15 protein-coding genes are annotated in these 14,052 nt (G+C 31.0%); 7 read left to right on the plus strand and 8 right to left on the minus strand.

What is annotated here, in order from left to right:
* Window positions 1-8 precede the first annotated feature (8 nt).
* Together B3R94_RS12245 and pepT are read right to left on the minus strand one after the other, a co-directional pair.
* Window positions 9-677 (minus strand): head GIN domain-containing protein, encoded by a 669-nt coding sequence (locus B3R94_RS12245; RefSeq protein ID WP_125350349.1) that lies wholly within the window; start codon window positions 675-677, stop codon window positions 9-11.
* Window positions 678-765: 88 nt separating this feature from the next.
* Window positions 766-2,007 (minus strand): peptidase T, encoded by a 1,242-nt coding sequence (gene pepT, locus B3R94_RS12250; protein WP_115000674.1) that lies wholly within the window; start codon window positions 2,005-2,007, stop codon window positions 766-768.
* Window positions 2,008-2,071: 64 nt separating this feature from the next.
* Between pepT and B3R94_RS12255 the strand changes: the two genes are divergently transcribed.
* Both B3R94_RS12255 and B3R94_RS12260 read left to right on the plus strand, forming a co-directional pair.
* Window positions 2,072-2,938, plus strand: coding sequence for a hydroxymethylglutaryl-CoA lyase (locus B3R94_RS12255; RefSeq protein WP_115000675.1), 867 nt, complete (start codon window positions 2,072-2,074; stop codon window positions 2,936-2,938).
* A gap of 136 nt (window positions 2,939-3,074) precedes the next feature.
* Window positions 3,075-4,445, plus strand: a complete 1,371-nt coding sequence (locus B3R94_RS12260; protein ID WP_291101139.1) for a peptidylprolyl isomerase — start codon at window positions 3,075-3,077, stop codon at window positions 4,443-4,445.
* 59 nt (window positions 4,446-4,504) lie between these two features.
* Here B3R94_RS12260 and B3R94_RS12265 read toward each other — a convergent pair whose 3' ends face one another.
* A complete protein-coding gene (locus B3R94_RS12265) occupies window positions 4,505-5,047 on the minus strand; it encodes a lipocalin family protein (RefSeq protein WP_219034590.1) in 543 nt (180 codons plus the stop codon).
* Window positions 5,048-5,172: 125 nt separating this feature from the next.
* Here B3R94_RS12265 and B3R94_RS12270 point away from each other — a divergent pair, with 125 nt between their 5' ends.
* From B3R94_RS12270 to B3R94_RS12285, 4 genes are read left to right on the plus strand one after another with little or no spacing between them, the layout of a single operon-like run.
* Window positions 5,173-5,445 carry a DUF2089 family protein gene (locus B3R94_RS12270; protein ID WP_038331614.1) on the plus strand — a complete coding sequence of 91 codons (273 nt, stop codon included), beginning with the start codon at window positions 5,173-5,175 and terminating at the stop codon, window positions 5,443-5,445.
* The gene (locus B3R94_RS12275) at window positions 5,438-5,917 is read left to right on the plus strand and encodes a PH domain-containing protein (protein ID WP_291101142.1); all 480 of its coding nucleotides are present in this window, start codon (window positions 5,438-5,440) and stop codon (window positions 5,915-5,917) included. Before B3R94_RS12270 ends, B3R94_RS12275 begins: the two co-directional genes overlap by 8 nt.
* Window positions 5,898-6,494, plus strand: coding sequence for a hypothetical protein (locus B3R94_RS12280; protein WP_038331609.1), 597 nt, complete (start codon window positions 5,898-5,900; stop codon window positions 6,492-6,494). Before B3R94_RS12275 ends, B3R94_RS12280 begins: the two co-directional genes overlap by 20 nt.
* Complete coding sequence (locus B3R94_RS12285) at window positions 6,491-7,810, plus strand: serine hydrolase domain-containing protein (RefSeq protein WP_291101145.1); 1,320 nt, start codon at window positions 6,491-6,493, stop codon at window positions 7,808-7,810. Before B3R94_RS12280 ends, B3R94_RS12285 begins: the two co-directional genes overlap by 4 nt.
* 48 nt (window positions 7,811-7,858) lie before the next feature.
* On the opposite strand, the gene B3R94_RS12290 is transcribed toward B3R94_RS12285, so the two are convergent.
* From B3R94_RS12290 to B3R94_RS12300, 3 genes are all read right to left on the minus strand, one after another.
* Entirely contained in the window at window positions 7,859-8,176 is a 318-nt protein-coding gene (locus tag B3R94_RS12290) for a hypothetical protein (RefSeq protein WP_291101148.1), read from the minus strand.
* Between the two features lie 49 nt (window positions 8,177-8,225).
* On the minus strand, window positions 8,226-9,212 hold the full coding sequence (locus B3R94_RS12295; protein WP_291101151.1) for a lipoate--protein ligase: 987 nt from the start codon (window positions 9,210-9,212) through the stop codon (window positions 8,226-8,228).
* A 126-nt stretch (window positions 9,213-9,338) separates the two neighbouring features.
* Window positions 9,339-11,198 (minus strand): TonB-dependent receptor plug domain-containing protein, encoded by a 1,860-nt coding sequence (locus B3R94_RS12300; RefSeq protein ID WP_291101154.1) that lies wholly within the window; start codon window positions 11,196-11,198, stop codon window positions 9,339-9,341.
* Window positions 11,199-11,285: 87 nt separating this feature from the next.
* Here B3R94_RS12300 and B3R94_RS12305 point away from each other — a divergent pair, with 87 nt between their 5' ends.
* Window positions 11,286-12,767, plus strand: a complete 1,482-nt coding sequence (locus B3R94_RS12305) for a PLP-dependent aminotransferase family protein (RefSeq protein ID WP_291064375.1) — start codon at window positions 11,286-11,288, stop codon at window positions 12,765-12,767.
* A 352-nt stretch (window positions 12,768-13,119) separates the two neighbouring features.
* Here the strand turns inward: B3R94_RS12305 and B3R94_RS12310 are convergent, their stop codons facing one another.
* Window positions 13,120-13,575, minus strand: coding sequence for a DUF4442 domain-containing protein (locus B3R94_RS12310; RefSeq protein ID WP_291064374.1), 456 nt, complete (start codon window positions 13,573-13,575; stop codon window positions 13,120-13,122).
* A 296-nt stretch (window positions 13,576-13,871) separates the two neighbouring features.
* On the minus strand, window positions 13,872-14,052 hold a 181-nt coding region (locus B3R94_RS12315; protein ID WP_291101157.1), incomplete at its 5' end, for a hypothetical protein.

Consider the following 14,052-nt stretch of genomic DNA (forward strand, 5'->3'; position numbering starts at 1 on the left):
GTTCTAAATCATTTAAAATTAATTTTTCCACCAGCTAATTTTTTCTGATTACGTTGCGTTGGATTACCATAAATATCAATCACTCCTCCTGCTCTAGTTTTTGCATCTACAGATTTCTCCGCTCTCGCTTCTATTACTCCTCCTGCATTTGTTGTTAAACTTGCTGTATCAGAATTTAATGTTTTCGAATAATATTTCCCTCCAGAATTTGCAATTACAGTCTGAAATTCAGTATCACCAGTTAAAATTACTTCAGCACCAGAATTTATTTTGACTTCTAATTTTGATGTTTCGATTGGTAATTTGATAGATGAACCTTCGTTAGATGTCAAATACAATGCTTGTGATTTTACAACATCATCAGAATAAATGCGAGAACCTTGACTTGCCTGAATTTCGTATAATGATTTGTAATAAACCTTAACCGTTGCTTCTCCTCCTTGCATCAATTTGGTTCCTGTCATTTTCAATTTCAGTTCACCTTTGTTATTTTCAACTTGAACATCGCTCGCATTAACTCCATCTACTTTCACTAGGTTTTCGTTTGATGAAATTAATTCAACTGGAATTTTATCATAAACTTTTAAGATATTAAAATCTCCAACATTTATCTCTTCTTGCGCAAATGCAAAAGTTGAACAAAATATAGCGGCTGCTGATAATACGATATTTTTCATAAAAAAAGTTTTCTAATTTGATTTGAAATTATGCAAAATTTAAACCAAAAAAGAAAACTTAAGTTATTTTTAAGATATATTGTAAGAATTATTTCGCTCCTTCAGCTGTTAATTCTGCAATACGTACAATAATTTCTGTTGCTTTTTCCATAGATTCTACCGGAACATATTCGTAAGGTCCGTGGAAATTATGACCTCCAGCAAAGATATTAGGACAAGGTAATCCCATAAAAGATAAACGAGCACCATCTGTACCTCCACGAATTGGTTTGATGTTTGGCGTAACTCCACAATCTTTCAAAGCTTGTTCAGCAATTTCAACAGATTGGAATTTCTCTTTTACTTTCTCAATCATATTAAAATATTGATCAGAAACTTCTGCTGTAATTACTTCATGATCAAAACGCTCTTGAATATCAGCAGCAATTTGTAAAAATAAAGCTTTACGCGCTTCATATTGCTCCATATCGTGATCACGGATAATGTAAACCATTTTTGCTTCAGATACATTTCCTGTAATTTTAGCTAAATGAAAGAATCCTTCGCGACCATCAGTTAATTCAGGAACTTCGTCGTTTGGTAATTGTGCAGCAAACTCCATTGCAATATTAGATGCATTAATCATCTTATCTTTTGCATAACCTGGGTGAACAGATTTACCTTTGATTGTAACAATACCAGATGCAGCATTAAAGTTTTCGTACTCTAATTCTCCAATTTCAGAACCATCCATTGTATACCCCCATTCAGCTCCAAATTTCTCTACATTAAAGAAATCTGCTCCACGACCAACTTCTTCGTCAGGTGTAAATCCAATAGCGATACGTCCGTGTTTAATTTCTGGATGAGCAATCAAATACTCAGCAGCTGTTACAATTTCTGCAACACCAGCTTTATCATCAGCACCTAATAATGTTGTACCATCAGTCGTAATGATAGTTTGACCTTTATATTGAGATAATTCAGGAAATTCGTTTGGTGATAAAATCATTGATTCGTTCAATTTGATATCTCCACCATCATAATTTTCCCAAATTTGAGGTTGTACATTTTCTCCAGAAAAATCTGGTGATGTATCCATATGAGAAACAAACCCAATTGTAGGCACTTCATGATCAACTGTAGAAGGTACATATCCGAAAACATAACCATTTTCATCAATAGAAACGTCTTCTAAACCGATTTGTTTTAACTCCTCAACCAAATAATTTGCTAAATCCCATTGACGATCTGTACTTGGAAATTTATCTAAAAAAGCCTCACTTTCAGTGTAAGTTTTAACATATTTCAAAAAGCGTGTTACCAACTTTTCTCTCCATTCTGTTTGCATTGCGTTTTAATTTTTGTCAAAATTACTAAATTATCTACCTTTAAGGCGCAAATAAACCAAAAAAATGAGTGAGCTAACTTTTAAAATTATTGAATGTCCACGTGATGCGATGCAAGGACGCAAAGATTTTATACCAACTGACAAGAAAATTGATTACTTAAATCGTTTATTGACTGTTGGTTTTGAAGCGATAGATTGTGGAAGTTTTGTTTCGCCAAAAGCGATTCCACAGATGGCGGATACGAAAGAAGTTTTAGATAATATTGATAAAACCAATTCAAAATCGAAATTGTCTGTTGTTGTTGCCAATAAAAGTGGCGCAATAAAAGCTGCTGAACACGAAAAAGTTGATATTATTGGATTTCCTTTTTCTATTTCAGAGAATTTTCAGCAATTCAACACGAATAAAAGTCGTGAAGAAGCATTTGAAATGGTGAAAGAAATCAACCAAATTGCAAATGATAATGGTAAACATATGTTAATTTATTTATCGATGGCGTTTGGAAATCCTTATGGAGAAACTTGGAATGAAGAAATCGTAAAAGAATGGTCGAAAAAAATGGCTGATATCGGAATTTCTTCAATCAATTTATCAGATACAATTGGCGTTGCAGACGAAAAAACAATTGTTGATTTGTTTCAAAATTTGATTCCTCATTATCCAGAAATTGAATTTGGCGCACATTTTCATACCGTTTATACCGAATGGCATTCCAAAGTACAAGCCGCTTATGATAATGGTTGTCGTCGTTTTGATGGCGCTATAAAAGGTTTGGGCGGATGTCCAATGTCAAAAAGTGATATGGTCGGAAATATGCCAACCGAGAAATTAATTAGTTTCGCAAATGAGCACAAAGAAAAACATGGTTTGAATCTTTTTGATTTCGAATCTGCTTGGAATGTTTCTTTGCGTACATTTGGCTTAGTTTAATCTTAACAATAAACTAAAAAATCAATTCTTTTGTTAAAGGAAATTAAAATATGTTGGACTTTAACAAAAAAAGTTAAATTTGCTCATCGGTAAGTTTTTTTATCGAGCTTAGAATATTAAAATGAAATTAAAGTATATGAAATTTAAATCGAGTATGATGTTGCTAATTGTAGCATTATTTACGGTAAATACTTTTGCACAAACAGCAAAACCAACACCAAAACGTCTTGCTAAAGTAGATGGTATAGCTGCTGTTGTCGGAGATCAGATTGTTTTAGAGTCTGATGTAGATCGAGATTATTTAATGTCAAAACAACAAGGGATGCAAGTCGAAGATAAATGTGATTTCCTAAACGACATTATGTTAGACAAAATGTTGGTTGATCGTGCAAAACAAGATACTTTAATCAAAGTGACACAAGATGAGGTAACTCGTCAATTAAATAGCCAAATCGAAGGTTGGATTGCTCAAGCTGGAGGAGAAAAACAAATTTTAGACTATTTCGGATTCCGTACAATGGCGGAAATGAAAAACGAAACTAAATATATCGTTGAAGATAATATTTATGCGCGTAACAAAAGAGAAATGGTTGTAAAAGGTGCTGATGCAACACCAGAAGAAGTTCGTATGTTTTTCGAAAAACACCAAGGTGAATTACCAGACGTGAAAGACGAAGTTTCGATTAGCCATATTGTAACTTATCCTGAAGTTTCACAAGAAAATCAACAAAAGATTATCGATCAATTAAAAGAAATCAAAAAAGAAATTGAAGAAGGTGCCTCTTTTGCAACGAAAGCAATTTTATATTCAGAAGATCCAGGTTCCGCAAGTAACGGAGGTGAATACAAAAAAGTTTCTCGTGGTAAAATGGTAAAAGAGTTTGATGCGGTTGCGTTTAACTTACAAGAAGGTGAAATTTCTGATCCATTCAAAACTGATTTTGGATATCATATTATTAAGTTAGAAAAACGTCGTGGACAAGAATTAGATTTGCGTCATATCTTGATTACGTTGAAACCAACGGAAGAAGAAATAAAAAAGGCTTATAATAAATTAGATTCGATTCGAGTTTTAATTAACGACGGAAAAATGACATTTAAAGATGCTGCATTAAGATTTTCTGATGATAAATACACAAAATTTAACTCAGGAAATATCATGAACCAAAATTCTGGTGACGATCGTTTCGAGAAAATGGCTTTGCCTCTACCAATGTTTACAGCAATTGCAACATTAAATGAAGGAGATATTTCTCAAGTTTTCGAAGATGATTTTGATAACAGAAAAGCTTTAAGAATCTTAAAAATCAATAAATTTTATCCAGAGCATAAAATCAATTATCAAGATGATTACTATAGAATTCAGAAATTTGCGGTTCAAGATAAAGAACGTACATTGTTGATGGATTGGGTAAAACGTCAAGTTGGTGATGCTTACATTAAAATTGGAAAAGAATACCAAAGTTGTAATTTCCCGATCGATTGGGAAAAGAAAAACCAAAAATAATAAAACAAAAAACCTCGAGAAATTCTCGAGGTTTTTTTATGTCTTAAAAATAAATAATCTTATTTCGCAATCGGAACTTGAGAAGGCCAAATTAACTTACTTGGATCAAATCCTACTTTCTTTGCCGAATCAAAAAATCTGTCTTTTACCTTATCCGAAATCTCTTTCTTACGCGATAGAATCCATAACTTTTTATAATCTTCACTTGCAACTAATACATTATTGTAATCTTTATCAAAATCGATTACATATAATTTTTTTGCTAAAATTGGTAAAAACGTTGTCGAGAACAACCCAACATTTTCGATATCTTGTGCTGCAATTCCTTCAATCTTTTCCCACCCTTTTTTCTTCGCATTGTAGCCGCGCACAATCACTTCCAATTGCCCATTTTCTTCGTTCAAATTAAAACGATGCGTCACATTTGTTTGTCCTTTTTGTGCTTTATTTTCCAAACGTGCAATCTCGTACCAACGCCCTAAAAATCCACCTAAATCAAAATTTTGAGCAGGTTTATATTTTACATTTTTCTTATTGTGATTAACGATATATGCTGTTGTCCCTAACGCCAATGCTGCAAGGGCTAATTTCTTAAAATTCATTTTACTAAAACTTAGGTTGCAAATGTATCAATAATATTAAAGTTGAAAAAATATGATTTCAAATTTTGAATTAATTAAACTTTCATTTAACTTTATTAAAATTAATTTTAATATTATTTAACCAAATGAAAAAACTTCCTGTTATATGTCCCAGCTGTGCCGAAGAATTAGCGGTCGAAAAATTAATTTGCAACCATTGCGAAACACAAGTTGTAGGAAACTATGAACTTCCTTTATTTCTGAAACTTACAAATGAAGAACAAGCATTTATTATGCAATTCTTTGTCAACTCAGGAAGTTTAAAAGACATGGCGAAAGAATTTGAAGTCAGCTATCCAACCATGCGAAATAAAGTAGATGATTTGATTAATAAAATAAAAACAATGTCCGATGAATAAAGAATTTTCAGTATCGATGTCGCTATTTTTTAAGGTTACAACTACAATTTTAATCATATTAATAATCTTAATTGGAGGAATATTGTTTAAAGAAACAGAAGTATATGTTGCGGTGATTTATGCAATCATTATTTATCCATTGTTTGCGTATTATTATTTAATCTCATTAAATAAAATTAAAGTTGATTTGAATAATATTTATTTTATTTCAAAAATTAAAACGAATATTATTCCGATAAATGAAGTAAAAATTATTACAAGAAAATCTCAAAATAATTTGATAATTGTTGGATGCAGAGGATTTATGGGATTGATAGGAAGATCTATGGACAATTACAGATGCAATATAAAAAATCGCACAAAACTTGTTGCTATTGAATTAGAAAATGTAAAATATTTGGTAAGCTGCGACAAACCTGATGAATTTGTTAACACAATAAATACACTAAAAAATGATAAAGAAACTCCTTAATCCATTTGCATATTTCGATGAAAAAATACTGTTCATTATTGGGCTATTTTCGCATTTCTTTTTCACATACATCGCTAAAATAACGGAATCTTTTTTCCCTGATTTTTTAAGCATCAAGAAAAATGGAATTTCTTATTCTTATCTCGATTTGTTGTATCAGAACACAAGAAATTTAGCGATTGCCATCCTCCTATTTTACATTTTAGGAAAAATCATCAATAACAGAACGCGAATTATAGACATTGTAAACGTCGTTTTAATCTCAAGAATCGCTTATTACATTGTATTTATTACCGATTTTATTCCAATTGTCAACAAAAGTATGGACAAAGTTCTAAAAGGAGTTACAACAAATAATCTCGAAGTTTTGCACGAAGCTTCTACAATGATTGTCATTGTAATTGTAGCTTTTATCGCAATATTTTTCTTGTGCGTAATGTTTTACTACCTGTACATTGGTTTCAAAACGGTTACTAATATGAAAAGCATCAAACAAGTTCTTGCTTTTATTGCTGTCTTGTTATTCATCATTGTTTCAACCTCAATATTATCATTATTAATCCCACAAAATATATGAAAAAAGTTTTATTAGCAGTGGCTTTTACAGTTACTACGAGTGCATTTGCGCAACAAATTAACAAACCAGCTTTGGATAGTTTATTTCTTTCTTTACATGAACAAAAAATTGGTGCAGGAAGTGTTTCTATTTTCGAAAATGGAAAAGAAATTTATTCTAATTCTTACGGAAATCGTGACTATGAAAGTAATCTTGTCAATAATAAAGATACAAAGTTTAGGATTGGTTCCATCACAAAGACATTTACAGCAACTTTGATTATGAAAATGATCGAAAATGGCAAATTAACGCTTGATACAAAACTTTCAAAATTTTATCCGAAAGTTAAAAATGCAGATAAAATCTCGATTCAAAATTTATTGCAACATCAATCTGGAATTAATAATATTACAAGCAACAAAGAATTTCTTGAATGGTATTTGCAAGATTTAACAAAAGAACAATTGCTAGAAAAAATCTACCCATTAAAATCTGATTTCGAACCCAATACAAAAGAAGGATATTCGAATACAAATTATATTTTGTTAGGTTTCATTTTAGAAGATGTTTCAAAAAAATCATTTCAAGATTTGATCGAAAATATCATTATTAAACCTTTAAAGTTAAAGAACACAAAAGTTGGAGGAAAAATATTAATAAATCAAAACGAAGCAAAATCTTACAATTATTTCAATAATACGTATCATTTATTACCAGAATCATCAATGACAATTCCTCTTGGAGCAGGTATCATGGTTTCTACACCAACAGATTTAAATACATTTATTTATTCGCTTTTAAATGGTAAAATAGTTTCTGAAAAATCTGTCAAACAAATGACAACTATTAATGATGAATTTGGTTTTGGATTATTTTATGATAAAATAAATGACACAAAAGGAATTGGACACAACGGCTCTATTGACGGTTTTAGTTCTTATACTTTTTGTTTTGATCATACTGCTTTCTGTTATGCTATTACTCAAAATGCAAATGAAATTTCAAAAGAATTACTTAAAACTAATTTATACAATGCTACTCATAACAAAAAAATAGAGTTTCCTAAAAAAGTTATTTCAATAGATGTTTCTTCAGAAATTTTAGAAAAATATTCGCACGAATATTCTTCTAATGAACTTCCTATTGCAATTAAATTTTTCGTAGAAGATGGAACTTTTATGGCACAAGGAACAGGACAATCTGCATTTCCGCTAACAGCAATTTCCACAACCGAATTTGAATTTGCTCCTGCAAAAATTAGAATTAATTTTAATGAAAATGGTTCAGAAATGAAATTAATTCAAAATGGAAAAACCTTTAATTTTAATAAAAAATAGTATAATCATAAAAGACAAAGCAAATTGCTTTGTCTTTTTATTTAAGAATTAACAAGCTGTTCCTCCTTCAAAATTTATCATTGTAGTTTTTTTATCAGATTTTCGAGTAATTGTCATTGTTCCATTAGCTAAAACTGAATCAGATTCTACATTTTGTTCTCCAATTTTTGCATTAATTTCGATAATATAATCATCATTCTCTAAACGCAACGTATATTCGTTTTCAGTAGATTTAGTATCGTCATTTTTAGAAGAAAAACTTCTTTTTTTCCATTTATAGTAGCTACTGGAATTGATTTTTAATAGAAAACACATTTTCTCAATCGGAAATTGGCGCCCATGATTCTTTATGAATCTATATTTCATCGACCTTTCTTGGAGAAAATGCTGATTGCTTTTTTTAAGATATCACGTTCTAGTTCAGTATCTCTAAAATTTCGTCTACTGTAACCTTTCCAAAATAATCTGTTACATCAATAGAATTCAGAACTTTTGTAATTTCTTCTTCGTTATGTTTAACACCAATTAGTTTATTTTCTAAACCTTCAATCGGTTCTGAAGCGAAGAAATCACCAAATATTTTAGCTTTTTCAATTATTCCGCCTCGCTCTACATCCAAGTGAACTTCAATAAAACCTGCTGGAATTTTCTTTGCATTTTTGAAATTATATTTTGGTGAAAAACCAAAATTCCAATCCCATGTTTGGTATTTTTCTTCAATCAATTTCGCAATACCATTCAAATCTTCGATTGTTAAATGATAAATTGTCGCTCCTTCATTTGTTTCTAACATTTCATCAATCAACAAAGCTTTCAACTCGTCCGTCGTCATTTCATTTGGAAAATATTCGATCAAATTAATCACACGTGCACGATTAGATTTGATGGCTTTATCCACATATTTTAATGGATTAATTTTTAATGCATCGCCTAAAACTGACATGTCCGAATTAAAAAGTATCGTTCCGTGTTGAATCATTTTTCCATTACGAGCCAATTTTGCATTTCCACTAAACTTTTTACCATCAACTAACAAATCGTTTCTTCCTTCCAATTTTGCAGGAACATTCAAATCGTTTAACAATTTGACAACAGGTTCTGTAAAAGTCGAAAAATCCATAAAATCATTCTGTCCCAATAAAGTATGGAAAGAAAAATTTAGATTCCCTAAATCGTGATAAACAGCTCCACCACCCGACATACGACGAACAACTTTGATGTTATTTTCAGTTACATAATCCAAGTTAATTTCGGCCAATGTATTCTGAAATTTCCCAACAATAATTGACGGCGCATTGATATACAACAAAAAAATATCTTCCGTTGGATAATGGTACAATAAATATTCTTCTAAAGCTATATTGAAATACGCATCGTGAGATGGCGAATCGATGATAATCATACAAATTATTTTTGCAAAGTTAGGAAGAAATTTATGGAATCAAAAAGAGACAACTTTCCTAAAAAAGTTGTCTCACCGCATTTATAATATAAACTATTAAAGAGAATATTAAATGTTTGTCATCATCTAAATCCCTGTAAATTTAATTCCTAAACTCATCCAAGTTGTTGGCAACGGAATGGCTCCAGCTTCGTTATACGTAGTATTAAAAATGTTTTGTGCATCAAAATAAATACTCAAATTATTTTTGAATGAATGATTAATTCTTGCATCAGTAATCCAATAAGATTTATATGATTGACGTGTATTATAACGATTCGCTAAACTTAAAGTAGTTTTTCCGATTGCATAATCTATTGTATTGATTAACTGATGTTTTAAACTTTCTATTTTATATTTAGAATTGTATTGATCATCAACATTTTTAAACTCAGGATCAAGATAAGAATAGCTCAAAGAAAATTTCAAACTCTGGTTCGCAGAAAGGTTTGCTAAATATGAAACCTTCGTATTAAATCCATGTGTTCTCAAATCTCCAAAATTTTGCGCTTGCCAAGGTTCATTAGATGTTAAACGTACCCAATCGATAAAATCTGTGATCGAACGATAAAAATAATAGGCATTAAACGTCCAATTTCTTTTGTTGTATTTGAAACCAATTTCTGTTTGAAATGCCTTTTCAGATTCAACATTTGCATTCCCTATATTTCCTGGTCGTTGATCCAAATATAAATCTGTAAACGAAGGAATTCGCTGGCTTGTACCTGCATTTACCATTAATTTCAAGTTCGAATTTACCGCATAACTCGCATCAATTCCTGGAAATGCTTGCCAACCATATTGAGAATTATAGTTAACATACGTTCCTATATTTACATTCAGTTTTGGTGTAATATCCGTTTTATATTCCGCATAAAATCCAACATTATCGCGTGTATGATTTTTGATACTTGTGGATGAAATTTGCTCATTTCGGTATTCAACTCCTACTCCAATTTGCCCTTTATTCAATTGATACGTAGAATTCACTTCTCCCGAAATAGAATTTGAATAATGCAGAGAACGCGCTTTGTTCAAATCATTTTTATAATAACGATAATCATCAAAATTGTAACGATAACTCACACGTGGTGCTAACGAAATTCGATCCGATAATTGATGTTTTGACTGAATATTAACTAACGTTGTTTCAACTAATTCTTTCGAATTTTTATCACCCGGTGAAGCATAAAAACCATTTGCTCCAAATCCATTTTTCACATAACCATACGAAGCAACTAAACTATTGGCATCATCAAACTGAAAATTCCCTTGGTAATACAATTTATTGTTCTCGTAAGCCGTATTGTATCGGTATCCATTTCCCCAATCATGGCTCACATACAGTTGATGTTGATGCGTTTCTTTTGCCAAATTCGCACCAAGCTGCACACCTCTACTAGTGTAGGTATCGCCAGTATCTTCGGTATCTTTCTTAAAATTTGTTCCAAAATAGGTATTCGCATAAACGCCCGTTTTCTTTGGTTGACGCGTTACAATATTAATAACACCTGTCAAACTATTATTTCCATAAACACGAGCAGCCGGACCACGCACCACCTCAATTCTGTCGATCGCTTCTAATGGAATGGGAAGATTTAGCGCATTATGAGCCGTTTGATGATCCATAATTTTTACACCATTCAACAAAATCAACGTTTGCTCAAAACTTCCGCCATCCATCGAAATATCAGCTTGCGTTCCAAACGGTCCTCGTTGACGCAAATCTATTCCAGATGCATACTGCAACACATCTTGAAAAGAACGTGCAGGTAATTTGTTTATTTCTGATTTACTTAACACATAAATGTTTCTATTTTCTTTAGAAAGTGGCGTATTCAGACGGTTATCTAATATAGATACTTCTCCTATCGCAATGGTATCATTCGCATTTTGTGCAAAAATACTTTGTGCAGCTAAACACAATACCATAGTAATCTTCTTCATTTTTGACTAATTATTTAATTAATTGAGTTAAATCTGATGCGAAAGTAGTACCTTTCCGACCTATCAAAATATACCAGTTTACAAATAATGAATAGTCCGGCTGAAATACCATACAAAAGTTTTATCGAAATCGAACGCAATTCGGATACACCGATTTATCTTCAATTAGCGAATCAACTGGCTAAAGCAATACAATTAGGCTATATTCCAAGTGGAACAAAACTACTAGGAACTAGGCAATTAAGTGAGATTTTAACGCTTCATCGCAATACAATTGTCAATAGTTTTCAGGAACTTGAAGCCCAAGGTTGGATAGAAATCGTTCCAAATAAAGGAAGTTATGTATTGAGTCAATCTTCTCAAAAGTTTCAGAAAACCATTGTTCCAAAGCAATTTTCAATCAATTTGTATCCTGATAAAACAGGTTTTCAATTTGAACAATCGATACTTTTGGATAATCCGTACGAAAATTTTAATCAACGCTTATATTTAACCGATGGAACAATCGATCATCGGTTAGCAGAACTAAAACTTCCTGCTAAATTATATTCAGCTATTTTAAAAAGAAAAACGTCAATTTCAAAGGTAAATCAGTCCAAAAATGAGTACTTTTTAAAGAATTTAGCAAATTATCTCAATTTGACAAGAGGTTTACATATTTCGAAAGAGAATATTTTAGTGACGAGAAGTTCGGAAATTTCACTTTTTTTAATTGCAGAAATTCTACTGAAACAAAATGATGTTGTTGCGGTTGCAAATTTAAGTTATTATAAAAGTAACATGATTTTTCAGACACAATTCGCTAAAATCAAACAAATAAAAACGGATGAATTCGGAATTGATACCGACGATTTAAGAAAATTATGCGAGCAATTTCCAATACGAATTGTATATGTTACACCCCATCACCATTATCCGACAACGGTTACGCTAAGTTCACAAAGGAGAGTTGAATTACTACAACTTTCGCAGGAATTTGGATTTGCGATTGTGGAAGATGATTACGATTTTGATTTCCATTATAGCAATCATCCTATTTTACCTTTGGCAAGTTCGGATCAAAATGGAATGGTTGTTTACACGGGAAAATTTGGTCATTATCTTGCTCCAGGATACCGAATTGGATTTATTGTAGCGCCAAAAAATCTAATTCTCGAAACCAAGAAACATTTGTCCATTCTTGATCAGCAAGTTGATCCATTTATCGAGCAAGTTTTAGGTGAAATGATTAGCGAAGGTGAAATTAATCGAATTCTAAAAAAACATCGTAAAACTTATCGAGAACGCCGCGATTATTTTTGTCAGAAATTGAAAACTGAATTAAATGATTTCATCACTTTTACGAGTCCAAATGGAGGTTTAGCGGTTTGGATTAATTTTAATCAACCTATAAATTTGATGGAATTAAAACGAAATTGTGCAAAATATGAATTGTTTATTCCGCAAACAATTTTATATCAAACCCAACATCAAACTGAAATTCGCCTTGGATTTGCACATCTAAATTTTGAAGAAATAGATGAAGTGGTTTCAATTTTGAAACAAGAAATCACAAAAAAAGCTGAATAAATCTCAGCTTTTATATTTTATGTAGGATTGATTACAATTAACCTAAAATCAATGTAATAATTAATTCCGATAAAATAAATCAACGCTAAAAAAGCATAAATTATAGCTTGTTTTGATGGTATAATTTTGATTTTTTTTAGCAGAATTCCAACCAAAAAATTAAGTATAATCAATTGTAAAATAACCAATAATGATTAGTGAATTATAAAATACATAACACTAGAAAAATTTACAATACGAATTGAGCCGTAACTATTGTAGGATTCGTGAAGAAATAATGCTAAACAACTTACAAAAGAAACAATAAAACTAAATAGTACAGAAATTAAAAATGTTTTAAGTATTGGGTTTATTATTTTTTTTCTCTCAACTTGAATGTCCACGTAAATTGAAATTCTGAAACAACATCTCCTTCCTCGTCTACACCTCTACTTGTCACATTTAGTGATACACCTTTCTTGGTTTCAATCGCTTCTTTTATAGCCGCATCTATTTTTTCTCCATCTTCGCACGTAAATACAATTTTACCAATAGCTTTTTTCAAATACTTCGATTGCATTCCCAAAACCAACATCGAAATATCTTCTCCTGATTTCGAAATCTTAGCATTTGCCATCAAACCAGAAGAAAATTCTGCTGCCATTCCTTGCACTGCCCAAAACATACTTTTGAATGGATTTTGATTAAGGAATCCATATTTTACTCGTGTCGAAACTTTATTTTCTTCCCACGACTCCAAACGAACACCCGCAATCCACGCAATCGGAATTTGAGTTGTCAATATATTTTTAAAAAGTTCTTTGTTCATATTTATAGATACTTGTGATTTTATTAAAAATCCAATATAAAAATAAATCTTGAAATTGAGAACTATAATTAAAACAGATTTTAAGTATTCCTATAAATTCAGCATCTTTTTCAATTTACTAATTGAATTTCTACTTACTTTAAAATGTTTGGCAACAGTTGAATTGGATAACTTATGCTCTTTTTGATAATTCAACATATATATAATATCTGATTTTTCATAGGCTCTATGTTTTTGATTTTCATGATCAATATTGTACGAAGTATCAAAAATAATCTTGTTTACACGTATAATATCTATTGAAGAAAAACTTTCTTTTTCAAAAAAAAATTCACAAATTTTAATTTAGTTGGAAACTTCTCTACCACCAGATCAAAGTATATTTGTTTGTAGTTAGGTGCTATTTTTGGTATTTCTTGATCCATTTGTATAAGGTAGTTTTGGGTATTTTGTATTCTGGATATCCCCCTGAATTTT

This window comes from Empedobacter sp. UBA7611, assembly GCF_002484365.1.
Taxonomy (GTDB): domain Bacteria; phylum Bacteroidota; class Bacteroidia; order Flavobacteriales; family Weeksellaceae; genus Empedobacter; species Empedobacter falsenii_B.